The organism is Wolbachia endosymbiont (group B) of Ischnura elegans (assembly GCF_947251585.1).
Taxonomy (GTDB): Bacteria; Pseudomonadota; Alphaproteobacteria; order Rickettsiales; family Anaplasmataceae; genus Wolbachia.
The window spans coordinates 1,276,492-1,301,279 of sequence record NZ_OX366371.1; the positions used below are offsets into that span (position 1 = coordinate 1,276,492).

Below are 24,788 nucleotides of genomic sequence, written 5' to 3' on the forward strand. Positions count from 1 at the left end.
GTTTTAAGTTATAGGTTGAATGTTTATTCCGTCAAATTTTATCTCTTTAAGCTTCTCACTTGGCTCAAAACCTTCAATTTCAAAATTCTGTACTGCTTCTCTCATAAATTCAGCTTCGTATGAAGTACTTGACAGCAGCTCTGTCGTTTCTTTAACATTAAAACTCTTGTTACTGGACTTTTCCAATTAGTGGTAACCTCGGTCCAGTGGTCAATGTTTTTATTTAGAGTAATTTGCGCCGGGACTTGATCAAAAGCTTGATACGGATTAATTTTTTCTCCTTTAGTCTGTAAAAGCTGCTCCAGTACCGGTTCAAGTTTATAAGGTAAAAGATAAGGTTCTTTACCTCTTTCAACATCAATAATTTCCACATCTATAGGTAAAATTAATTCTTTGTTTACTATTGCTGCAGACTGCGAAATTCCTTGATCACGCATATCATCATCAAAGAACGAATCAACAAATACTCCTTTTTTGGTGGTAGGTTCTCTTGAATTTGCATCATTGCGTAAACGCTCCTCTGCAACCAGCGCATAAAGATCATTTATTCCTTTTTTCATTGCTTCAAGCTCATTCATCGGTACAGCATGAATAGCATTATTCACTATTTTTACCCCTTCTTTTTCTCCGTTTTTCCATGTCTGATGAATGTAGCAGAGCAAAAGTTGTCCAGAAGGTGCTTGAGGCATCGATGGTCTCCAAGAGTGGGAAATTCCTTTTATTCTTCTTACCACCCCTTTGCTATCGATAGTAATTAAATCAAAGCGTGGCATTTTCCAGGTGTAATCAATCAAAACCAAGCTGTTATCAACTGCTCCCTTTACTTTGCATCCCTCTTCACTTATATCTTCAGGACTTACATGAGTACGACAGCGGTAAGTTATTTGATAACTACTTCCAGGAGCTGGTTCTTTACCTGGTAATGACCAATCAACGTTTCCTGCGTTTAATTTGTAATCTATACTATTTTCATAAATAACATTGCCTTGTTTAATTTGAATAATTTCAAGTACTGCAGAGTCAGGTATCGGATCAATGGCTCCTGAATATGAACCATGAGTAATGGTAATGGTTTTTTGAACGGTTATATCTACTTTTTTGATTTCACTTATTGGAAAATCATTAACTTTAAGTTCCATTACTCTTTGGCTATTTGGCTGAAAAGTATGTGGTTCTGATTCAACTGATTTTATATCCGGATCTTCATCAAAAGAAACACGAATACTGTGAGGAAGTTCAATCTCATAGCCATCAACATGAGCTTTGCCCTCATTAATCACAAATATTTCTTTTTTACCTTTTTTTACCCCTTCTTCTCCCTTTTCTTCTTTGTGGAGGAACATCACTTCAAGGCCATTTACAACGTAGGAACCATTTGCCTCTTTGTCATAACGAGCAAGAGCAGTAGTTACTATATTTGCTTGTGGTGGCGGTGAATGTTCTATCAGTATCCCATTTTCAATGTTATAAATTGGATAGAACTCTCCTTCAGAAAAACGTGGAGAAAGACCTTCTGCTTGATAACCCCAAATAGTGGAAACTTTAAGCCTTGCAGCTCCTACTTCCTGATAGTTTCTTGTACCAATAGCAGGATCACGAAGGTTTTCATCCTCAAGTTCTGTAATCGTAGATTCTACATAATAAACACCTATGCGAACTGTGGTACTCAGTGGAATAACAAATTCTTCTTTTTCAACTTTTCTAACTGCACCGCGCAGATAGATTTTTCCTCCTTCAAGTGTAACTTTACCAGTTTCTCTATCTATAATACAATTGCTTCCTGTTATAACATCGCCATCACGGAATATTGCATCACCTATGCCTTTGAGCTTAGAAAGAGCATACTCCTGAGTCTCATTTAATTCTGCTGACTGCAAACCTCTTCCTGCAAGGAACAAGCTTTTTCGTATTCTTTGTCAGGATTAAAGCGGTTATAATAACTATTTAAGGTCATTTTGTTTCAAAAAGTTACAACAAATGAAAAAGTTTCCCGAGTTGCAGATGTTCTGATAAGTGGTACGGTGTGTTCTAAAACTAACAAAATTCCAGGATTTTCCACGTCTTTTGGCTCGAAATATCTCTGTCCTTCAGGTAATCCTTCTTTTATTTTAGTACCAACCATAACCCCTAATTCCCGTATAACTTGATTTGCTGCATCCGTGAAATCGAAAGTGAATTTGAGAAAAAGATTGTTGGTTGGTACATTAGAAGGGTTAAACCTCCCAGAAGGGGTCAAAAGCTCTCCATTTTCATCACCTGTGCAGAATAGCACTTCATCTGCAGTACGTCTGCCAAGTTCATTGAGCAGCTTTTCAGAAGTTATCAGCTCTGGTGGTGTGCTTTCACTATACTCTACAGTAACTTTATCACTTACTGGAATAGAGCTATTTTCCGTACGTTTAATTACACCAGTACTGCTATCAACTATATTTGGCTGATGCATTGTTTGTCCTGTAACAACCTTCACATCTTTAACAGGTTGATGATCAAGTTTTATTTCACCCTTAACGAAAGTTTTTTCTACTTTATGGCTACTTCCAGAGCTTGCATCACCACTGCCCCAGGCAAGATGTAGAGATTGCTCTTTTATACTTGCTGCTATTGCTGCTCGACCTGATTGTGTGAGTATTGACATTTGAAAGTTTGGCTCCTGTATTATATATATACACGGTTGCTCAACAATTCGTCCAAACAATATAAAAAAAGTTTAAATAATTTTAAGGCAGCTTTTGAAAATCAACTAAATCATAGAAAAGTAGTGCACCAATACAATATTCCACTGTTTAAATAAGATTTTTGGAAATTAGCCAGTCTTTCTAACTAGCTTATATCAAATTTCGTTATTGGGAAGACCAAGGTGAATATATTTAAATTTCAGCAATTCACTGAAAATCAAACTCTCTCTCATCCGATTTTCATCTGTCTTATTTAATTTTAGAGAAGTCTTATTTGATCTATTAATAAAATAATTATTGTCTTATTCTATTTTTCATAATAGATAAACTATTCTTATTTAAATTCTGCAGAGTCTCGAAAGAAGAATTAGTAATAAATCTTTGATTATTCGAGGTTTTTATGAAATCTAAAAATTCTTTTTCAGGCGTTGATCCAATAATTGTTAAATATATAAAGTACTATGCTAGCTGTCTTAATCATACTAACTGCTTTATTGATAAGAGTCTTGAAGATATAGAGCTGGAACTTTTTTGTGAGGTTTGGCCTTGCCTTAGTCTGTATGATAAAACAAGAAGTAGCTTTAATACTTTTGTTGCTAATTTAACTAGACGTCGTGCTCGTAACCTCTTGCGTAACCAACTATGCACTAAACGTCAGATTAACTTTGGTATTGATGATAACATACCAGATTCTAAATATCTTGAAGATGATATAATGGTATACATTGACGTAAAAAATATAATCTCAAAATTACCGAAATCTCATAGAAAACTATGTGAGCTGCTTAAGGTTTCTACTATTACTGAAGCTGCAAAAACAACAGGTATACCAAAAACAACTGTCTACAACATTTTAAAGCAAATACGGGATAAATTTTCATCTCTAAAATGAGATTTTCTCGAACTTTTTTTATAAGTTTCGGACGAATTACCTAGGTCACCGTGTATATATCTAGGTAGTTAAACCAGGAGAAAAATGAAAATAATTAGTAGAAATGAACGACTGAAGATGCAAACAGGAACGAAAATTGTGATCTTTGGTCCTTATGGAATTGGCAAAACTAGTTTACTTAAAACTCTTGATGAAGCAACAACACTTTGCCTTGATTTTGAAGCAGGACTTCTTGCTGTTCAGGATTGGAAAGGAGATTCAATCAATATTCGCACTTGGAATGAAGCTAGAGACATTGCTTGTCTTATTGGTGGGCCTAATCCTGCGCTGAGGTCTGATCAAGCATACAGCCAAAGACACCATGAACATGTATCTGGTAAGTATAAAAATCTTCTTTCTGAAGTTTCTAAATACCGATGCATCTTTGTGGACAGTATAACCGTTGCTTCACGTTTATGTCTATTATGGGCAAAAATGCAACCTGAAGCTTTTTCAGATAGATCAGGAAAACAGGATATGAGAGCTGCCTATGGATTACTTGCTCAAGAGATGATGGCTTGGCTCAATCAGTTTCAACATATCAGAAATAAAGACATCATCATAGTTGGCACATTAGGCCAATATCTTGATGATTGCAATCGCTCAACCTGGCTTCCTCAATGTGAAGGAGCAAAAACTGCTAGTGAAATTCCAGGTATTGTTGATGAAGTAATTAGTATGGTTGGAATCAAGAAAGATGATGGTACAGAGAAACGTTTATTTGTCTGTCAAACTATTAACTCTTGGGGATATCCAGCTAAAGATCGAAGTGGCTGCCTGAATATGGTTGAAGAACCGCATCTTGGTAAATTGCTTGCGAAAATTAAAGCCAAAACTTTGGCTCCTATTGCTTAATTAAAAATTGGAGAATAATTATTATGGAACAAAGCTTTTTCAATATCGGTCAAAAAATTCCCTTTTTCAGTGTGAAAGAATACTTGAATGATCAATCGCCAATACCAGAAGATATAATCTCACCAAGAATTTTAACAAAAAGAGGCTTATTGGTACTGGGTGGCCCTCCTAAGATTGGCAAAAGCGACTTTTTGATCTCTTGGCTTGTTTACATGGCTGCTGGGACTCCGCCAACAATATTGCAATAAACCTGAAACTTGAGAAGACTATTTCTCGAAAGCTTCTACAAAAAGAACGGAGAGTTGAATTTATTTATAGAGCTAATGATCAAATAACCATATGTCTCGATGGATAATATATGGTAGAGCTCATGGGCAACAAGAAATTAATAGTGCGGATTAGTTGTAGTTATGAAGTAAATCGATTAGCAGAGTTGTATCTATTAGATGCATATGAAAAATTAGTGTTAAGTAAACCAATAAAAGCGAGCAAAAAGGAAGAAAACTCTGAATATAAGAAAGTAGATTTGAGGACGGTAAAATGGTAACAGTTAGTTTATATGCAAGAGTTTCTTCAGGGAGGCAAGCACAAGAAGATACAATAGCAAGCCAAATTGCTGCTATAGAGAATCAAATTAGTATGGATGGACATAAATTATTAAATGAATATAAATTTATTGATAATGGTTATAGTGGTTCTAACATAATCCGTCCTGGTTTGGAAAAATTACGTGATAAAATAGCAGAAGGTAACATTGATAAGGTTTATATTCATTCTCCTGATCGTTTATCTCGTAAGTATGCATATCAGATGATATTACTTGAAGAGTTTAAGAAATTAGGAGTGGAAGTCATTTTTTTAAATTATCAAATTAGCGATAATCCAGAATGGCTTTGTTGCATAGCACTGATAGGCATGTAAATCACAATGAACTTACGCAGCTAATTTAAATTTAGCCATACCAATATCAGTAAATTTGTTCAGTAAGTAGCACTTAATTAACAGCTCTTTTTCACGATTTACCTCTGATTTATTTTTCAAGCCAAACCCAAATATTTGCTTCAACCTATAGAAAAAGACTTCAATATAAGACCGTGCTCCATACTTAACTTTTTTCTTCCATTCATTAATACCATCTTCATAATTCTCATATGACCTAATTCTACTAATATACTTGTTTCTTTCTGATAAGTAGTCAGCTAAACAAATTTTAGTATCCTTCCTAGGGCGAATAATAGGCACAATATTGTATTTTCTGCATTCTTTATACACACTTTTTATATCATAAGCCGCATCTGCTCGAATAGAACAAATGTTATATTTATCACTGACTTCTTCTAACATATCGCAGACCGGCAAATAGTCTACAGCAACACCACTAGTGTAGTTCATGCTTATTGCTTTCTTATCATTTATGTTTAAAATAACATGTAATTTTCTTACTTGACCATAACCACTGTATTTTCTTTTTCGAATATTAAGCTTACTATGCCCACCGTTATTATTGTAGATACTAACTCTAGTGCTATCTACGGCAATTTCAACATTTTCCAGATCATCTTTATTGCTTCTATGGTCATCAATCTTCAAATTAAGCTTTTTAAATCTTCTGGAAGCTTGTGTATAGCTGATAATCTTAAGTTTTTTGCCTATTTGTACCATATAACCTTTTACAAAACCTACAGCTTGTCTCAAGCCAATTCTAAAAAGATGAACTATTATGTGTATTAAAATTACAACTTTATCACTATAAGTGTTATTGCCACCTGCAACTTTTGGACTATTTTCATACCAATTTTCTATGGCTTGATTAACAAAATGAAAAACATTTCCTCTTTTTTTTAGAAACTCATTATATTCTCTTTGGTTACTTACTCTCATTTTTTGTGGCATAAGTTATACTTGTTTGAAAAATGCCTATTTTACAACAAAATGCGTTAGTAACCATAAGCTTTTCTCCTTACAATAACCTCAACCAACACTAGCTATGCAACAAAGCCATTCTGGATTATCGCTAATTTGATAATTTAAAAAAATGACTTCCACTCCTAATTTCTTAAACTCTTCAAGTAATATCATCTGATATGCATACTTACGAGATAAACGATCAGGAGAATGAATATAAACCTTATCAATGTTACCTTCTGCTATTTTATCACGTAATTTTTCCAAACCAGGACGGATTATGTTAGAACCACTATAACCATTATCAATAAATTTATATTCATTTAATAATTTATGTCCATCCATACTAATTTGATTCTCTATAGCAGCAATTTGGCTTGCTATTGTATCTTCTTGTGCTTGCCTCCCTGAAGAAACTCTTGCATATAAACTAACTGTTACCATTTTACCGTCCTCAAATCTACTTTCTTATATTCAGAGTTTTCTTCCTTTTTGCTCGCTTTTATTGGTTTACTTAACACTAATTTTTCATATGCATCTAATAGATACAACTCTGCTAATCGATTTACTTCATAACTACAACTAATCCGCACTATTAATTTCTTGTTGCCCATGAGCTCTACCATATATTATCCATCGAGACATATGGTTATTTGATCATTAGCTCTATAAATAAATTCAACTCTCCGTTCTTTTTGTAGAAGCTTTCGAGAAATAGTCTTCTCAAGTTTCAGGTTTATTGCAATATTGTTGGCGGAGTCCCAGATGCCATATGAAAAAGCCAAGAAATAAGAAAGTCACTTTTTCCCACTTTAGGCGCGCCAGCAAAAACTAAAAGACCACTAGGAGTTAAAACTCTAGGAGCAATTATGTCTTCTGGCATTGGTGATTTGTCATTTAGGTACTGCAATACAGGAAATGAAGTAACGTTTTTTGTATATGGGAGAGAAACAGTTGAGGTTAAAAATCTTTTGACGTCTACTCCTTCTTTAATACAATCAGCAGCATCCCAAGCTTTTGGTTTATCTTGTGGAATTTTAAGAATAGAAAGCGATGCAACGCCTATATTTAAAAGCTTCTTTGCAACATTTTCAGCATATTTCTGACCTGAATTATCGTTGTCTGGCCATATGGTTATGTGTTTACCTTTTAGCGGAGCCCAATCTGTTTTATTTACAGGTGAATTTGCTCCAAACATCATTGTTGTAGCTGTTATGCCTTTACTAATTAAACTTTCAGCACATTTTTCACCTTCAACAAAAACAATTTCGTCAGATTTAATTATACCTGGAATATTATATAAAGGTCTTGGGTCCGGTGCAGTATTGGTTGATTTTTTTGTATCAAAACAACTGTAACGTTTCTCTCCCAAAGTGTTATCATAACGGTATATTTTAACTATTACTTGATTATTTTCATCATAGTAATCCCAGCATTGCTCTGAAATTTCTCTGTCACGTTGAGGTATTGAATAGCCAAGCCATTTTTCTACATCTTCTATGATATCAAGAAACTTCGTCTTGCCAGTAACGTCCCGCCAGAGATCAAAGATGTCACCACCATCGCTCGTGGCAAAATCAACCCATAATCCAGCTTTTTCTCCTCTTATTTCTACTACTAGGCTTTTTCCCCTATCTCCCCTAATATTACCAACATAGAACTTACCGCCGTGGAAAGTACCATTTGGTAATAAGTAGGATAAAGATGATTCTATTCTTGAGAGTAGTTCTACTTTTACTTCTGCTGCTCTTTCAAATAAAGCTTGCTTATCATGCATATTGTTTTCTCCTGTTAAATAAGCTATGTTTGTTGACAAAATGTCTTTTTTTCTGCTAATGATGATGTTCTTAAAGGCTGGTAATTTAAAATACAGTCATAAATGGGTAGAGAGATGTCTCTGTACCTTTTACTATAGTAATACCGGATTTCTCATAGGTTTTTCCGGAAGAGTGGAGAAATTTTTTTCAAGCGTAAGTTGACACTGTCCATATTTACCCCAAATATTTACAATTCAGAAGACCAGGCTGCTAGGTCTTACTATAGTAAGTTCAACAAAATTACAAAAACTGGTCACTTTTTAGAGAATTTTGCACAACTCCGTTCTCTTATCTTTCATATGCCCCTGTAGTATATATATACGTTCAATTTCAAATTCGTCCGAAAAACTACAAAAATATATAGGCAACACTAAAAAAGTTCTCTTCTGTAGAGGTAAATGGTGATATTGAAAATTTAACTCTGCTCTCAACTTACACTCCTCAAAAAAATTACAAAATTTAATTTCATTTTAACTTTAAACAAAAAAGCCGCCTATAAGTTGCATCTGCATTATGTTGCAAAATATACTATACTTTGCTTATGAGAATAACCAAATAGGCTATCTACTACTTTTCTTCTCCTCCATAACAGATATATACTGTAAATGTGGTTTGAAATATTAATTGCTCTAAAATTTTTTTTATTACGATTTTTCTATTAAACTTTAATAGAGCTTAACGTGTTTACAATATACTCAGGGGAGAGATTTTCCGTCTATAGGAAGTAGCCACAAAACGCTGTATTAGTAAAGTTATTCATAATAATTATTTGTGAATTAAGTACTTTAGATTCGAGATTACATAGATTTTTGGCAGTTTAAGCCATTTTAGATTGGAAAATGAAATCTTCAAAAAGGAAAAAACCCGGCTATATTAAAGGGTTAAGAGTAATTTAAGTTCGAAATTCAAAAAAACTTCTTAATTGCTTTAAAAGCTAGGATTATAGGTAACCGTTCACGGAATATTCCCAATTAGGCAGGAATAGCGACTAAATTCTGTAGTTTCTGGACAGGATTCTGATCATTCAAACGTGCAGTCAAAAATATCGAAAGCATTCTTTCAATGAACTTTTCTCCACGTTCTGACCAAGTGAAAAAACTATTTTTACGATAAATGACGTACCGTCTAGCCTGACGTTCTGCAAGGTTATTGGTTGTCTCGATCAGATCAGGATTGCGCACGAATCTCCACATCATATCTTCAGAACGTAGTATATTGGCAGCCATTCTCAAGGCCTGAGTTCCTTTTGCAACCCTTGTTATCTCTCGCAAAAAATGTTTCACCCTTTTTCGAATCTTCCTCATTAACCGGAAAAATCTTAAATTGTCTATCAGGTTTTGTTTACGTGCTCTATCTACCACAAATACCCTGTTGCTCAGCGATTTTAATGCTGCGCCAATTCTGCTCACTTCAACATTTTTACTGTAAAAAAACCTTTCAAAGTCCCTTGCTAAATGGGCCCAGCATATCTGTCTGTTTTCACGATTAAAGTAATTATACGCAGCATACCTATCGCTTATAACTATTCCATCATACTCTGGCAATAGCCCTTTTAATATCTTCTTTCCGCGAGATCCAACTAACTTCATAAGTGTTGCTGTTTTATTCGTTACTACCCAACTCCAACCTTTCTTTCCCTGGTTCCTATGGCTTGTTTCATCTATATGTAAATACTTGCTTTTCCGTAGCTCTTCTCTTATTTTTTCGTATTCAGATATACATTTTTCTGATACTCTACCCTCGGTCTTTGATACCAAACCTAGGCTTATATTCAGATTAAATATGCTGCTCAAAATTTGCTGTACTTCCCTTTTTGAATTGATAAAAAATCCACTAAAACTGCTAATTACTGCTTTTGCATTAGCTCCTAAAAGATCCCTTGTCACACCTTCAGGCAGACTAGCTGAGATCCTTTTCTTACACGCCTTACAGTAGCCTTTTTGTAGCCTATATTCAGTCACTATCGGTTTAATTTTTGGCAATTCAACCTTTTGATGCACAGTTTCTTCTTCTAAAATAACTTGGCTTCCACACATGCAAATTGTATCAATTGAACATTTTACCACCTCATCTGCTACCATCAATTCCCGCTTGTGCGCTTCATGTCCTGGCTGCCCGCCTGGTTTTTTATCGCTCTTCTTTTTTGTCTTTTTGCGATATACATCTTGCGATGGTGGCAGCGATGAATTTTTTGAATTTAAACCCAGCTTATCCTCTAGCTCAATTATTTTTGTCCTTAACTTATCATTCTCTGCTTTCAGAGTACCAACTTCTGACTCCAATACCACAATCTTTTCTTGTAGCACCTCTATCATCAACCCCTCATCTATCTAGTTTATTGTTTTTTATACTAATTATGCAATTTTTGTAAACTACTTTCTTATACCGTGAATGGACAAAGTTGATAAGCCTAAACGCCATCATGTCTTTAGGAGAGTCTGCTAATGAAGGCTCTTAAGTTGACGCCATTGCGTGAACGGTTACGGATTATAGCTGGTTTTTGAGTGTAGCTCAGTTTCGGGTAAAACCTTATATATTATATATATAATAAATAATAATATATAATAATAGAACATATAGGATATGTACCTTTCATAATACCTACCTAAATATTATTAACGCGCTTAAGTGTTTAATTTATTACTTTTTTAACTTTTAAATAACAAGTTAAGCAAAAAAACATGAACTGTAATAAGTTTATTATAATATAAACCTTAAGAGAAGTTCCGCGGTGGCCGTCTGCTCAACTGAAATAGTTTTCAAAAAGGCTAATATACCGTCCATTTAAATTTTTAACCGAAATATAAAAGTCATTTAAAAAATAAACTCAAGTGGCAACTAACCGGTTTTTTAAAGCCGCCTATAACCTACTCTAACTACTTATGCATACAGGTGGACCAGGAGATATCTGCATTTCATGATATTAGTAGACATAAACCAAGTTATTGTAAGATAATTAAAGGTATCACTAAACTTTAATAGCCTTTAAAAATAGCTAAAGGTAACATTTTTATGGTAAATGCCTAATCTACTACTGTGGCCTATTCTTCAAAGCAAGGTTTTAAGGAGTAAAAAGCCGTTCTGAGTTTTGTGATTTCCAGCAAAATTTCAAAATAAGGAAATAGAAATATAATACACTTAAACCATTGAAATTCTGCATTTTTATCCATTTAATACCTATAAGACGTTATTTTTCCATTTCCAAAAGACTTAATGAATCAGATCGCCCTAAATAAAAATACAACATAGAGACAAAAATATGAAAAACCTACTATTGCATTTTGGATAACCTGAAAAAGATAAATGCTTACAAAAGACAAGATGGCTAATAATAGCGTTTTAAAAAGATTCTACGACTTCAGGGTACAATTGGTACAATCAGAACCTAAGTTACTCATGTAAGGTAGCTCAAAACCCGGTTAAGAGTCATTTTTAAATTATTTCTTACCTTAAACTTTTACTTGCTATAAAAAAGCCTTACTTTAGTCTATCACGTTTTTTATTTGTTGTAAAATATTTTTTCAAAGAAGTGAACAGTCTTTTAAATCGGTGCAATAAAAGCTGGTTATTTTAGAGGTCTTATAGAAATATAACAACTTTTATCTAAAACTCTTAAGGAAATATTTTAGATAATCTCTATAAACAAATTGTAGGTGAAGTTAAAGAAAAAAAGTTTGAAGTTGCTGCCATAAACATAAGCTATGGAGCTCGAAAACTGCTTAAAATGGAGATAAAGATCTAAATTTATTTATTTACGTCTCCAATTTTATCGCGTATAATGAAGACAAAGACTTATGTTTTCACTATTTATTGGCAGATAGGGCTTTCTAAAGGGTGGGGACAATTTTTCACCCCCCTTGAAATTAAAACAAAAGGTGGTAGACAAGATGTCAAACACAGATAACTCAACTACAAGCTGGTCTTTGTTGTAGTTATTTTCTCACCTGCTTTAATTAATTCATCAAAATCAGATTCATACTCTGTATAGCCTTTCTTATAATAGTCCGAATGCGATAAGATATGTGTTAGCAGGCCAAATGTTGTTTTTTTACATTTTTAAGATAAGAAGTGGATAGCTGAACTTGTTTTTTATACAGCATTTCTTATATTGATCAAATCTTTCAATTGATTATTGCTAAATTCTGTAATCCAACTTTCACCGCTACTTATAGTTAAGATTGCTAACTCTTTCTTGCTTTGAATCATCTCATCAATACGCTCTTCAAAAGTACCTGTTGAAAGTAGCCTGTACACCATAACATTACGTTCTTGTCCAATACGGTACGCTCTATCTGTTGCTTGTGCTTCCACTGCTGGATTCCACCATAAATCGTAATGTATTACATGGTTTGCTGCTGTTAAATTAAGCCCTGTTCCACCAGCTTTTAAAGATACTATGAGAATATTTGAGCGAAATGAGTTTTCAAAATCATTAACCATTTTGTCTCGTGCTTTACGGGATAAACTTCCATGCAAAAATGGCACTTTTGATTCAAACTTTTCTTCAAGTAGCCTAGCTATAATCTCACCCATTTCAGTGTATTGAGTAAATATCAATGATTTTTCTGCAAGCTCACTAATTCCTATCAATATCTCTTCTAGCATCTGCATCTTTCCTGACTGTTCAATACTTGCACGCTTTTTCTTGCCAAAATGCGATGGATGGTTACAAACTTGCTTTAAAGCATTGATAAGCTTAAGAATTAGACCCTTACGCTCAATTCCTTCACTCTTTTCTATCTTTTTCATAGTTGTGTTAACTACTTCTTGATAAAGTGCTGTTTGCTCTGGAGTTAGAGAACAATAACGATTATTTTCAATTTTATCTGGTAGATCCTCTATAATGCTTTTATCACTTTTTACCCTACGTAGCATAAAGGGATGAGTAACTTTCATGAACCTTTCTAGACAAACTTTGTCTCTCGCTTTTTCAATTGGTGTTGCAAAATGAGTTTTAAATTCCTTAGGAGTACCAAGGTAATATTTATCAGTAAAATCAAAAATACTCCAATATTCTAGTAGCCTATTTTCAACAGGTGTACCACTCATTGCTATTTTATTTTTTGCTGCAATAGCTTTTATAGCTTTGCTCTGTTCACTGTGGGGATTCTTTATATTTTGGGCTTCATCAATCACGAGCAAAAACCATCCTACTCTGTTAAGCTCTTTTTTATCACGACGCGCAAGACCATAGGATGTGAGAGCTACATCATAATCATTTGCCAATTCTCGATTTTGTCCATGATAGATAAAAAGCTTTAATTCTGGTGCAAAACGTTCCATCTCTCGTTGCCAATTGCTTAATATGCTTGTTGGTGCTACTATCAAGACTTTATCTTCATCTAAAAATCCTGCATTCTTACAGTATAAAATGGCTGCAATAACTTGTAGTGTTTTGCCAAGACCCATGTCATCAGCAATTATACTACCAAACCCCGTCTCTATGTTCTGCACAAGCCAACTAAATCCACGTTTTTGATATGGACGTAACTGTGCTGTTAGGTTACTTGGTACATCAACAGGTACATAAGTGTTAAGCTTTTCAAATAGGCTTTTAATCTGCTGATCAAGTCCTACCTTTGCTCCATCTAGTTCACCTCCTAAAGCAGCTTGCATCAGCTCTGCTTGACTCAAGTGTTCAGGTAATTTATCAAATTTTTTCAGTAGAGCTTCTACCTCCTTATCATCCAAAAGCACATATTGGTCTATAATCTTTATAAGTCCACGAGAATCTTTCAGTAGCTTTTTAAATTCTGTAATGCTTATCTCTTTATCACCTATCGCTATTTTCCAATCAAACTTCAATAATTTTTCAAGCGTTAAGAAACTTTTCCGATCTTCTTCAATTTTGCCTTTAGCAGATAAATTAAGACTCAACTTTGGCTTTAGGATTTTTTCCAGTGATTTTGGTAAGATAACTGTAACGCCAATTGCTTTTAACACCGGCAAGATATTTAAAAACAATGGTGCAAAATCATCTAAGCTAAACAGTAATCTACTGCTGTCGTCAATCGATCTTTCTAGCTCAGGTATGTATTCGGACAGCATTCCCATATCAGATAAAATGCTCAGTTTTGTGCTGCAGTTAGACAATGCTTTTTTCAGCTTTATTATCGATTTTCCATCATCTAAAGATACCTGTATATCAAGCTCAAATCTTTCATAATAATCTTTTACCATTAAGTAAAGTTTGTATGGTTTATCTGTTAAATAAAGCCGTGATAACCAGAGATTAATTGCTTGAGGTATTTCTCTGTTGCTAAACTCACTAAACTTGTATGCTGATCCAGTAAAAAATAATGCAAAGATGTGCTTGTCTCTATACTTGTCCATTGATGAAGGAAAGGTATTCTTTTCTCTATACTTATCAAGTGCTGCAGGAAAATTATTTGCCATGTATTCCAAAAGGATTAAAGAAATTGCAATATTAACCTGTTCTTCAGGCTCTATAGAAGTTTTCTGATATTGAATTAGTAGAGGTGGACACATAGATGATATTTTTCTATGAATTTCTTTGACTGATTCATTAAACAACGCAGGGATCCACCTAATTATAAATTCTCCTCTTTTATTTTGTAGTATTTGTGGTACTAGTGCTGATTTTTCCATGAGCATACGTGCAAACTGTGAAATCATATGCATGAAGCGAAGCTCAGGATTAAGCTTATGCAGTAATGAAATAGGAATATCGTTTAAAAATTGTGCTATATTCCTCGAAACACTTTCGCTGAGCATAAATGAATTAGCTATACCATTGCTTACTTGAATAACTTGGTATTGGTCATTAATAAATAATTGAAATGTTTGCCAGTGTTCAATACTTCCCCATTTGCTAGTAAACAATTCTTCTTCCGATAGCTTTTTCTTGGAAGAGTAGAAAAAATAATCTGATTTCCCCGTAGGATATTTTTGCCAATGCTTGTAAGCTGTTTGCAGAATACTGTGAAAATTTTTTTTCAAAAAAGAGTGGATTATTCGTCAAGATATTTTCGATACAGCTGGCAAGGTTAGGAATAGTCGATAGATCAATATCATTTAAGTTTACTTGTTCATATACTTTAACTTTAGAAGACGATTTAAATAGATCATTAATTTTTAGAATACTTTGAATGTTTTCTAATTTTCCATTTCCAAAATCATCAATCAGCGACAACAAGTCACAATTATGAATATTGAAAATTACGAAAGGGTTTTTATCAATTTCTGCAGCAATAAGATAAATTACAGCAGCAATATGTTTACAAGGCATAGCCCAATCAGGACAATTGCAACTTGCGTTCATTTCTTCCCAATTCGAAGGAAATAATTTAATACCTGAGTCGTTAAGCTTATCAAACAAAAGTGTTGGTAATTGTCTATTTATTAATTTAGGCAATATAGAGGGCGAATTTTCAATAATACAACGGATAGCTGATGAATTTAATTCATTGAGTGTTATTTTAACTTTATATGGATGAGGTCTTGAACCACTAACTTTGGCTGTAATTGTATTGCCGTTGATTTGAATACCAAAAGCTCGACCAGTATTAGCATAAGTTCTACCACGTGAAAGGCGGTTATCGTAATCAACTTCACTGAAAGATTGAAGCCATTTCTTACCCCACCATGTTCTCCCGTAAATAGACATTATATATATTTTAGCCTAAATAAACTCAAGTAATCTAACATAAATCACTACAAAATGCCAAGAAAACAACAGAAAAGGCAATATGAAAACCTTTTTTTCTATAGTCTCTTCATTTTTTGTGATTAAAAATTATTTTAACTTTTTTTTAGAAAATCTCGGAAAAAGTAGTAAGAAATCCGGTATATATATAATAAAGGGGCATTGTTTCAATGAGGTTAGTTTACCTCTACGCGCTTCAAACACAAAAGTTTCAAATAAATGTCAATCCTAACACTAGACCTCGGCAAGCAAACGGGCTGGGCAATTCTAACAGATGGAATAATTGAAAGTGGAAGCAAAGGCTTTCATGGTAGCCGTTTCAGTGGAGGTGGAATGTGTTTCTTAAACTTTCGTAATTGGCTGTGTGTCCAGAGAAGGCAAGTATGTTCAGTGGGAGGTAGACCCACCAGGATAAAAGTCGAAGTCCTGTAGCTAGGGTAGCAATGTGGAGGGAAAGCAAAATGTTGAAGCCTACCGACAACGTTATCATAGGATAATGGCGAATTACTAGGCCGTAGCGAAAGCAAACATATAGGTGGCCTCGAAAACGATAAGAACTGAAGGCTGAGCCAGCGGTCAATGGGCGAAAGCAGAATAGGCAGTTGAAAAACGACTGATACAATTGTTCTACTTCAGCGGGGTGGTAGTGATAGCATGGTAATGAGGACATACAAAGCAACTGGAGAAGCCCTCCTCATCCCAAGGAGAAATACCTTGGAGTGGTAGGTTCTATAACTGGAAAACAGGAAAAGAACCGAAGATGAAAGGGTGGCGGATGGGTGTGTAGTAGCGAAGAAGTGGGGTAACGCCCATGGAGCAAAGGCACCCTACTAGTAGAGATCTTTTAACAAAAGGAAGGTAAAGGTAAAAATGACAAAAATGCCAATAAAATTACAAGACCTGAGAAGAAAGATATATATCAAAGCGAAAGCAGAACCGGAATGGCGATTCTGGGGAATCTATGTACACGTCTGCAAGATGGAGACACTAGAAGAAGCATATAAGCTAACAAAGAAAAGCAATGGGGCACCAGGAATTGATGGGGTAACATTCAAATCGATAGAGGCAGAAGGCTTAGAAAAGTATCTTCAGCAAATAAGACATGAACTAATAACCAAAACCTATAGCCCAAATAGGAACCGGAGAAAGGAAATACCAAAAGTTGGGGGAAAACTCAGAACGTTGAACATACCCTGCATCCGGGATGGCTTTGTTGCATAGCACTGATAGGCATGTAAATCACAATGAACTTACGCAGCTAATTTAAATTTAGCCATACCAATATCAGTAAATTTGTTCAGTAAGTAGCACTTAATTAACAGCTCTTTTTCACGATTTACCTCTGATTTATTTTTCAAGCCAAACCCAAATATTTGCTTCAACCTATAGAAAAAGACTTCAATATAAGACCGTGCTCCATACTTAACTTTTTTCTTCCATTCATTAATACCATCTTCATAATTCTCATATGACCTAATTCTACTAATATACTTGTTTCTTTCTGATAAGTAGTCAGCTAAACAAATTTTAGTATCCTTCCTAGGGCGAATAATAGGCACAATATTGTATTTTCTGCATTCTTTATACACACTTTTTATATCATAAGCCGCATCTGCTCGAATAGAACAAATGTTATATTTATCACTGACTTCTTCTAACATATCGCAGACCGGCAAATAGTCTACAGCAACACCACTAGTGTAGTTCATGCTTATTGCTTTCTTATCATTTATGTTTAAAATAACATGTAATTTTCTTACTTGACCATAACCACTGTATTTTCTTTTTCGAATATTAAGCTTACTATGCCCACCGTTATTATTGTAGATACTAACTCTAGTGCTATCTACGGCAATTTCAACATTTTCCAGATCATCTTTATTGCTTCTATGGTCATCAATCTTCAAATTAAGCTTTTTAAATCTTCTGGAAGCTTGTGTATAGCTGATAATCTTAAGTTTTTTGCCTATTTGTACCATATAACCTTTTACAAAACCTACAGCTTGTCTCAAGCCAATTCTAAAAAGATGAACTATTATGTGTATTAAAATTACAACTTTATCACTATAAGTGTTATTGCCACCTGCAACTTTTGGACTATTTTCATACCAATTTTCTATGGCTTGATTAACAAAATGAAAAACATTTCCTCTTTTTTTTAGAAACTCATTATATTCTCTTTGGTTACTTACTCTCATTTTTTGTGGCATAAGTTATACTTGTTTGAAAAATGCCTATTTTACAACAAAATGCGTTAGTAACCATAAGCTTTTCTCCTTACAATAACCTCAACCAACACTAGCTATGCAACAAAGCCATCCGGGATAGAATAGTGCAAAGTGCACTAAAGCTAATAATTGAACCGATATATGAATCTGACTTTCAGGACGGATCATATGGATATAGACCCAAGAGAAAAGCGCATGAAGCAGTAAGCAGAGTAGCGAAAGCAGCAATCAAAGGCAATACAAAATGTATTGATGTAGACCTGAAATCCTATTTTGATAACGTACGACATCATATTCTCATGGAGAAAATTGCCAAGAGAATAAATGATAAAGAAATCATGCACTTGATTAAGCTAATCCTTAAGGTAGGAGGAAAACGAGAATAGCGCAAGGGTCGCCTATCTCACCGTTGTTGAGCAATATATACCTCAATGAGGTAGACAAAATGCTAGAGAGAGCAAAAGAGGTGACCAGGGAAGAAAAATATCAACGTATAGAATACGCCAGATGGGCAGACGATTTAGTGATACTGATAGATGGGCACCAGAGATGGGAATGGCTCGAGAAATTAGTGTACAAAAGGTTACAAGAAGAATTAGCAAAACTAGAAGTAAGTGTAAATGAAGAAAAGACAAAAATTGCCAATCTAAAGAGAGGAGAAACATTCGGCTTTCTAGGATTTGACTTTCGAAAGAAAATTACAAAACAAGGAAAGTGGAGAGTACAGATAACACCACAGATGAAAACACGAACAAGCCTACTTCAAAAGTTGAAGAAGGTATTCAGTAACTATAAATCGCAACCAATACGGAGAGTGATTCAGATCATCAATCCGATATTGAGAGGGTGGGTAAACTACTTTAGAATAGGAAACTCAAGTCGAAGCTTCAGCTACGTTAAACAGTGGGTAGAGAAGAAAACAAGACGCAATATGATGCAAGCCAGAAAAGCAAAAGGATTTGGTTGGAAAAGGTGGAGTAGCGAATGTATATATGAGACCCTTGGTCTATATTCGGACTATAGAATAAGATATTACGTTCCGAAAGCCTTACCAGCACAATATGTTATAAACTTTGGTAAGAATCTACTAGGAAAGCGTAGTGCGGGAAATCCGCATGCTGCGTTTGATGAGGCGGGAATTGGAAACGTAAACATGGGAATTTTGGATTGAGGACCAACATGAAAATAATGGATCAGCCACCAAACCCTAAAGAGGCGCGCCAGTTCTCGACCCTACTAATTCTTTGAAACATGAGTTCACTGCAGTGTATTTTGAAGAAGTGAGAAGACATCTAGGAACTGATGCAGCGCATTGTTATGGTGGTTTTCTTGCAGTGCTGTCTGCTTGGTGTGAAGAGAACAATATTCCCTACCAAGGTGTTAATGTTAAAACTATAAAACGCTTTATAACGGGCAAAGGCAATGCAAGTAAGAGTGAAGTTATTGAGTCTGTAAAGGAAAAAGGATTTTCACCTAGAGATGATAATGAGGCCGATGCTTTGGCATTAATGTTCTATATTATGGATTTCAGTAAAAATATTAATAAGACGAAAAATCCATAAAAAGTGGGTCCTTTCGGCCATACTGGCGGATTTGGTGGGTTTGACCCCAGGCCTTCTTTAGCGTCAGAGATATTTTGAATATTAACTTTTTAATTATTAAGATATGAATTTAGCAATCCACTACTATCCTGTTGAAAACCTCGTCGAATATAAGCGTAATCCTCGTAAAAATGATGATGTAGTAAATAGAATGTGTGCTTCAATCAGGGAATTCGGCTTTCGTATACCAATAGTTGCAAAAAGCGATGGAACTGTGGTTGATGGTCATTTAAGACTTAAAGCAGCAAGAAAGCTTGGTATGGAGAGTATTCCAGTGGTTTTAAGTGATAATTTAAATGAACCACAAACCAAAGCTTTTCGATTACTGGCCAATCAATCAGCTAATTGGGCAAAGTGGGACGATGAGCTTTTAAAAGTGGAAATTCAGGAGCTAGAAGATTTACAGTTTGATCTTAAAATGACTGGATTTGAATTAGAAAAAGTTCAACGGTTTCTTGATGATTTAGATGGTGAAGAAGAAGATCTTTCTGACTTAGTTGTTGATGACAAAAAGGTAGAAATAACAAAGCCAGGTGATCTTTGGATTTTAGGTGATCATAGAATCTATTGTGGTGATAGCTCTGTAGTTGAATCATATAAAGCGCTGTTAGATGATAAAATGGCAGACATTACTGTTTGTGATCCTCCATATAACGTTGATTATGGTAATAGCCAAGACAAAAAGATATTAAATGATAATCAAGGTGAAAAGTACGAACTTTTTCTCTACGACATCTGTTCCCATATTTTAGCATATACGAAAGGTGCAATTTACATCTGCATATCATCATCAGAGTTTTCAACGTTGCAAAAAGCATTTGAGGAAGCGGGAGGGAAATGGTCAACATTTATCATTTGGGCAAAGAATCACTTTACGCTAGGAAGATCAGATTATCAAAGACAATACGAAGCAATGCTCTATGGATGGAAAAGCGGCAATAAACGTGAGTGGCATGGGGGTAGAAATCAAAGTGACTGTGGTTTTATGATAAGCCAACACATAACTCATTACATCCAACAATGAAGCCAGTAGAGCTAATGGAGAGAGCAATAGTAAACAGCAGCAGATCAGGAGACATAGTACTTGATCCATTTAGCGGTTCTGGAAGTACACTGATTGCATGTGAGAGAACAGGAAGAATTTGCAGGACAATAGAGTTAGATTCAAAATTTGTAGATGTAACCATAAAACGTTGGCAAATATATACCGGAAGAGATGCCCTTTTAGCCAGTACTGGTAAAACTTTTGCAGAAATTCAAGAAGAAAATTCGTAAAAAGGAGCAAAAAAAGTGGAGGAAAAGAGTGGAAAAAATCACGCAGACGGAATGGGCAAGAGAGATAGGAGTATCAAAGCAATATGTCTGTTATTTAGTAAAGAAAGGAATAGTTGAGTTGGAGGATGGTTTGGTAAATAGAGAACAAGCAAATGAAGCGGTGGCAGCAATAAGAGATCCAAGTCAGCCACTGAGGAGGAAAAATCCAGAAAGTACAAGTAACCTTTCTACGATGTTGCTAAAAACTAGAATAAAAAATGAAATGGAACGAGGTAAACTGCTTGAGGCAAAGGCAAAAGCTGAAATAGGAGAACTTGTAGCAGTAGAGGAAGTAAAAAGTGAGGCATTTAACGTAGCAAGAGTTGTACGTAATAATTTGCTTAATGTTCCAAATAGAGTTTCAGCACTGCTTGCATCACTGAGTGACACTGAAAAAATTCACAAGACGCTAACTGAAGAGATTACAAACTCACTTGAAGAATTATCTAACGCTAAATTTAAAATATAAAAAGATTTTGAATACAAAATGGCTGATAACTTAAGTTTAGAGTTAATAAAGTGTTTAATCAATCAACCTGGATTAGATGTTAATGTCAGAGGGTTAAACGGAAAAACTCCACTGCATTGCGCTATAGAGTTTGATGAATTAAGCATGGTAGATTTGTTACTCACGAAGAAGAACATTAATCCTTTTGTGGAAGATAATGAAGGTAAAACATCTCTTGATTACGCCAAAGAAGGGAAAAAAGCAGAAATATTACAAGCACTAATTAATAACAAGTACGGGTCAGAACAAGATAGCTTACTTCATTTAGCTGCAATGATAGGTGAAATTAATGCAGTGAGATATTTGATCAGAAAAGGTATTGACGTTAATGTACGAAATGCTTTGCACCATACTCCATTACATCTAGCAGCAGGCATAGGACATGCAGAAGTTGTAAAGATTTTGATAAGAGAAGGAAAAGCTGAAATAGATGTCTTTGATGCACGAAATCAGACACCAATGCACTATGCAGTTAATAATAAAAAGTTGGAGATAGTAAAGTTACTGCTGAAGCTTGGAGCAGATGTGAATAGTGCACGCATGGGACAAAACTCAATGAAATTGTCACCTGTGCATATAGCTGTAAGTAATGCTAATTACGATGAAAGAGACTTATGTCTTGATATCCTCAAATCCTTAATAAAGGAGCCTAATGCTCAAGTAAATTTGCAAGACTACGAAAATAAAACACCACTACATTATGCTGAAAGACTAAAAACAATAGAAGTTTTACTAACGCGAGAAGATATAGACCCTCTGGTAAAAGACGATAGCGGTAAAACACCATTTGATTACGCTAAACCTGAGATAAAGAAGGCTTTGATGAGTAATAAATACGGTTCTGAAAAGAATAGTCTACTCCATTTAGCTGCACAAAGAGGAGAAATTGAGATTGTAGATGCAATTTTAAGAGAAGAAATCGATATTGATATTGTAAATAATAAAGGTTTATCACCGGTTTACCTTGCTGCGGAAAAAGGGCATTTACATGTAGTAAAGTTATTGCTGAAAAAAGGAGCAAATTATACACCTGTTTTACATTTAGCAATTAAATCAAACAATTTAGAGTTACTTAAAGTTTTGTTTACTGAAAAAAATGGGTCTTTGCTCTGCAGAGATACCGTTGTTAATTTTCCAACCCTTCATAATAAATATATAGCACAGAGAGAAATAGCAGATAAAAGGACGAAAAAACATAATAATATTATCTGCATCTATACTACAGTCAGCGCAATAGCAGTAGCAGTATATATAGAGTTGATAACAACAACAATAAGCAGTGCAATCATTTTTGCAACAATAACAGGGGTATTTGCGCTTGTTATAGCAATAATGATAAGTGAGATGAGCAAAAGATATATAGAAAAGGAATTTCAGAAAAAGATGTTTATGGAATTGGATGAGTGTAGTTCTATTGTTAATGATGTCGAGATAGAACCAGTTATGAGTAGATGCAGACAATGATATACGCTACATCTTTTTCTGAAGGTTTAAGGCCAGATCCCCAGCTTAAAGTATCAGAGTGGGCGAATGAGTATCGAGTTTTAGCGCCAACTGCAGCATCAGAGCCAGGTAAATGGAGAACAGAAAGAACTCCTTATTTAAAAGAAATAATGGATTCACTATCACCATCTTCACCTGCAGAAAAAGTAGTATTCATGAAAGGAGCGCAGATTGGGGGAACAGAAGCTGGCAACAATTGGATTGGCTATATCATCGATCAAACACCAGGTCCAATGCTGGTAGTACAGCCAACAGTTGAAATGGGAAAACGTTGGTCGAAGGGAAGATTTGCACCGTTAATAGAGAGTACACCATGTTTAAAAAGTAAAGTAAAAGACCCAAGGTCAAGAGATTCAGGGAATACTGTACAAAGTAAGGAGTTTCCAGGTGGAATAGTAGTAATAACTGGAGCGAATAGTAGTGTAGGACTGAGATCTATGCCAGTAAAATATCTCTTTCTTGATGAAATAGATGCCTACCCAGGAGATTCAGGAGGAGAAGGAGATCCAGTACTGCTCAGTATTGCTCGAACTAATACATTTGCAAGGCGAAAGATTTTTTTAGTGTCAACACCAACGATTCATGGAATAAGCAGAATTGAGAAGGAATTTGAAGCAACAGATAAGCAGTACTTTTTTGTACCATGTCCGTATTGTAATTACTATCAAGTTCTAAAATGGTCACAAATTAAATGGGAAGATAAAAATCCAAGTACAGCACACTATATATGTATAGAATGTGGTGAAAAGATAGAAAATCATCAAAAGACAGAGATGCTTGAACGTGGAGAATGGAGAGCTACAAATCAAGTACACAATAGCAAAGTAATAGGATTTCACCTTTCAAGTCTTTATAGCCCAGTTGGGTGGTATAGTTGGCAACAAGCAGTAGAGGATTTTCTGCATGCAAAGGAAAGTGAACAATTACTGAAAGTTTGGATCAACACAACGCTTGGAGAAACCTGGGTAGATAAAGGAGAAGTACCAGACTGGAAGCAATTATTTAACAGAAGAGAATTTTTTCCCGTAGGCACAGTACCTAGGAGAGAAGTGGTGCTTACTGCAGGAGTAGATGTCCAAAAAGATCGTTTAGAAGTAGAAGTTGTAGCATGGGGAAAAAGCCGCGAAAGTTGGTCAATAGAATACCGAGTATTTGAAGGTGATACTGGAAGAGGAAAAGTATGGGGAAAACTCTCTGAGCTCTTAAATCATCATTTTATCGGTGAAAATGGTCTTGAATACATGATAAGTATGATGGCGGTTGATGCTGGGTATGCGACACAAGAAGTATACAATTGGGTAAGAGGTCATCAAGGCTCTGGAAGAGTAATGGCAGTGAAAGGTGTAAATAAAGCTCTAGTACCACTTAGCAGCCCAAGTAGAGTAGATATAACAGTTGGTGGTCAAAAGCTAAAAAGAGGAATAAAGCTCTGGCCAGTGGGAGTATCGATTTTAAAGTCAGAACTTTTTCAATTACTTAATGTTTTAAAGGACGGTGAAGAAGCTCCAGCAGGATACTGTCATTTTCCCGAGTATGCGCCTGAATATTTTAAGCAGTTAACGGCAGAGCAATTAGTCAGCAAGGTAGTGAAAGGATACACCAAACAAGAGTGGCAAAAGGTAAGAGAAAGAAACGAAGTACTAGATTGCCGGATTTATGCGAGAGCAGCATCTATTGCACTTGGAATAGATCGTTGGCCAGAGAGTAAATGGGAAAATTTAGCAGATAAAAAAGCTAAAAGGGTAAAAAAAGTAAGAAGAAGTCAATGGTTGAATGAGAAGTAAA

General features: G+C 35.0%; 20 protein-coding genes and 5 pseudogenes. 14 read left to right on the forward strand and 11 right to left on the reverse strand.

Annotation, left to right across the window (positions count from 1 at the left end; genetic code table 11):
- Positions 1–3: 3 nt before the first annotated feature.
- Positions 4–1,954 (reverse strand): annotated as a pseudogene (locus OPR58_RS06640) (DUF4815 domain-containing protein).
- A gap of 6 nt (positions 1,955–1,960) precedes the next feature.
- Entirely contained in the window at positions 1,961–2,635 is a 675-nt protein-coding gene (locus OPR58_RS06645; RefSeq protein ID WP_265022293.1) for a hypothetical protein, read from the reverse strand.
- Positions 2,636–3,075: 440 nt separating this feature from the next.
- Between OPR58_RS06645 and OPR58_RS06650 the strand changes: the two genes are divergently transcribed.
- The 5 genes and pseudogenes from OPR58_RS06650 (at position 3,076) to OPR58_RS06670 (ending at position 5,382) form a co-directional block, all read left to right on the forward strand.
- A complete protein-coding gene (locus OPR58_RS06650; protein ID WP_265022294.1) occupies positions 3,076–3,567 on the forward strand; it encodes a sigma-70 RNA polymerase sigma factor region 4 domain-containing protein in 492 nt (163 codons plus the stop codon).
- Between the two features lie 84 nt (positions 3,568–3,651).
- Positions 3,652–4,461: an ATP-binding protein gene (locus OPR58_RS06655; protein ID WP_265022295.1), complete on the forward strand. Its 810-nt coding sequence runs from the start codon at positions 3,652–3,654 to the stop codon at positions 4,459–4,461.
- 23 nt (positions 4,462–4,484) lie between these two features.
- Positions 4,485–4,685: pseudogene (locus OPR58_RS06660) on the forward strand (AAA family ATPase); the annotation flags it as partial.
- A gap of 134 nt (positions 4,686–4,819) precedes the next feature.
- Positions 4,820–5,008, forward strand: coding sequence for a hypothetical protein (locus OPR58_RS06665; RefSeq protein ID WP_038249248.1), 189 nt, complete (start codon positions 4,820–4,822; stop codon positions 5,006–5,008).
- Positions 5,002–5,382, forward strand: a complete 381-nt coding sequence (locus OPR58_RS06670; RefSeq protein ID WP_265022244.1) for a recombinase family protein — start codon at positions 5,002–5,004, stop codon at positions 5,380–5,382. Before OPR58_RS06665 ends, OPR58_RS06670 begins: the two co-directional genes overlap by 7 nt.
- 12 nt (positions 5,383–5,394) lie before the next feature.
- Here OPR58_RS06670 and OPR58_RS06675 read toward each other — a convergent pair whose 3' ends face one another.
- The 8 genes from OPR58_RS06675 to OPR58_RS06710 form a co-directional block, all read right to left on the reverse strand.
- Complete coding sequence (locus tag OPR58_RS06675) at positions 5,395–6,354, reverse strand: IS5 family transposase (protein ID WP_265022212.1); 960 nt, start codon at positions 6,352–6,354, stop codon at positions 5,395–5,397.
- A 78-nt stretch (positions 6,355–6,432) separates the two neighbouring features.
- Positions 6,433–6,810 (reverse strand): recombinase family protein, encoded by a 378-nt coding sequence (locus tag OPR58_RS06680; protein WP_265022275.1) that lies wholly within the window; start codon positions 6,808–6,810, stop codon positions 6,433–6,435.
- Complete coding sequence (locus OPR58_RS06685) at positions 6,804–6,992, reverse strand: hypothetical protein (protein WP_038249248.1); 189 nt, start codon at positions 6,990–6,992, stop codon at positions 6,804–6,806. The genes OPR58_RS06680 and OPR58_RS06685 overlap by 7 nt, the downstream gene beginning before the upstream one ends.
- 110 nt (positions 6,993–7,102) lie before the next feature.
- Positions 7,103–8,182 carry a hypothetical protein gene (locus tag OPR58_RS06690; RefSeq protein ID WP_265022297.1) on the reverse strand — a complete coding sequence of 360 codons (1,080 nt, stop codon included), beginning with the start codon at positions 8,180–8,182 and terminating at the stop codon, positions 7,103–7,105.
- Between the two features lie 972 nt (positions 8,183–9,154).
- On the reverse strand, positions 9,155–10,498 hold the full coding sequence (tnpC, locus tag OPR58_RS06695; RefSeq protein WP_265022273.1) for an IS66 family transposase: 1,344 nt from the start codon (positions 10,496–10,498) through the stop codon (positions 9,155–9,157).
- Positions 10,499–11,224: 726 nt separating this feature from the next.
- Positions 11,225–11,353, reverse strand: a complete 129-nt coding sequence (locus OPR58_RS06700; RefSeq protein ID WP_265022298.1) for a hypothetical protein — start codon at positions 11,351–11,353, stop codon at positions 11,225–11,227.
- Positions 11,354–12,272: 919 nt separating this feature from the next.
- Positions 12,273–14,918 (reverse strand): DEAD/DEAH box helicase, encoded by a 2,646-nt coding sequence (locus OPR58_RS06705; RefSeq protein ID WP_320109908.1) that lies wholly within the window; start codon positions 14,916–14,918, stop codon positions 12,273–12,275.
- A gap of 97 nt (positions 14,919–15,015) precedes the next feature.
- Entirely contained in the window at positions 15,016–15,810 is a 795-nt protein-coding gene (locus OPR58_RS06710; RefSeq protein WP_265022299.1) for an SWIM zinc finger family protein, read from the reverse strand.
- 258 nt (positions 15,811–16,068) lie between these two features.
- On the opposite strand from OPR58_RS06710, the pseudogene OPR58_RS06715 reads away from it, so the two are divergent.
- Together OPR58_RS06715 and OPR58_RS06720 are read left to right on the forward strand one after the other, a co-directional pair.
- Positions 16,069–16,212: pseudogene (locus OPR58_RS06715) on the forward strand (Holliday junction resolvase); the annotation flags it as partial.
- Between the two features lie 507 nt (positions 16,213–16,719).
- Positions 16,720–17,070, forward strand: coding sequence for a reverse transcriptase family protein (locus tag OPR58_RS06720; RefSeq protein ID WP_265022300.1), 351 nt, complete (start codon positions 16,720–16,722; stop codon positions 17,068–17,070).
- A gap of 29 nt (positions 17,071–17,099) precedes the next feature.
- Here OPR58_RS06720 and OPR58_RS06725 read toward each other — a convergent pair whose 3' ends face one another.
- On the reverse strand, positions 17,100–18,059 hold the full coding sequence (locus OPR58_RS06725; protein WP_265022212.1) for an IS5 family transposase: 960 nt from the start codon (positions 18,057–18,059) through the stop codon (positions 17,100–17,102).
- A 122-nt stretch (positions 18,060–18,181) separates the two neighbouring features.
- On the opposite strand from OPR58_RS06725, the gene OPR58_RS06730 reads away from it, so the two are divergent.
- The 7 genes and pseudogenes from OPR58_RS06730 (at position 18,182) to OPR58_RS06760 (ending at position 24,787) form a co-directional block, all read left to right on the forward strand.
- A complete protein-coding gene (locus tag OPR58_RS06730) occupies positions 18,182–18,463 on the forward strand; it encodes a reverse transcriptase domain-containing protein (RefSeq protein WP_265022301.1) in 282 nt (93 codons plus the stop codon).
- A 26-nt stretch (positions 18,464–18,489) separates the two neighbouring features.
- Complete coding sequence (locus tag OPR58_RS06735; RefSeq protein ID WP_265022253.1) at positions 18,490–19,248, forward strand: group II intron maturase-specific domain-containing protein; 759 nt, start codon at positions 18,490–18,492, stop codon at positions 19,246–19,248.
- Between the two features lie 67 nt (positions 19,249–19,315).
- Positions 19,316–19,639 (forward strand): annotated as a pseudogene (locus OPR58_RS06740) (Holliday junction resolvase); the annotation flags it as partial.
- A gap of 103 nt (positions 19,640–19,742) precedes the next feature.
- Positions 19,743–20,953 (forward strand): annotated as a pseudogene (locus tag OPR58_RS06745) (DNA modification methylase).
- A gap of 28 nt (positions 20,954–20,981) precedes the next feature.
- Positions 20,982–21,461 (forward strand): hypothetical protein, encoded by a 480-nt coding sequence (locus OPR58_RS06750; RefSeq protein WP_265022302.1) that lies wholly within the window; start codon positions 20,982–20,984, stop codon positions 21,459–21,461.
- Between the two features lie 18 nt (positions 21,462–21,479).
- Positions 21,480–22,964: an ankyrin repeat domain-containing protein gene (locus OPR58_RS06755; protein WP_265022303.1), complete on the forward strand. Its 1,485-nt coding sequence runs from the start codon at positions 21,480–21,482 to the stop codon at positions 22,962–22,964.
- Positions 22,961–24,787: a phage terminase large subunit family protein gene (locus OPR58_RS06760; RefSeq protein WP_265022304.1), complete on the forward strand. Its 1,827-nt coding sequence runs from the start codon at positions 22,961–22,963 to the stop codon at positions 24,785–24,787. Before OPR58_RS06755 ends, OPR58_RS06760 begins: the two co-directional genes overlap by 4 nt.
- The last annotated feature ends 1 nt before the right edge of the window (position 24,788 follow it).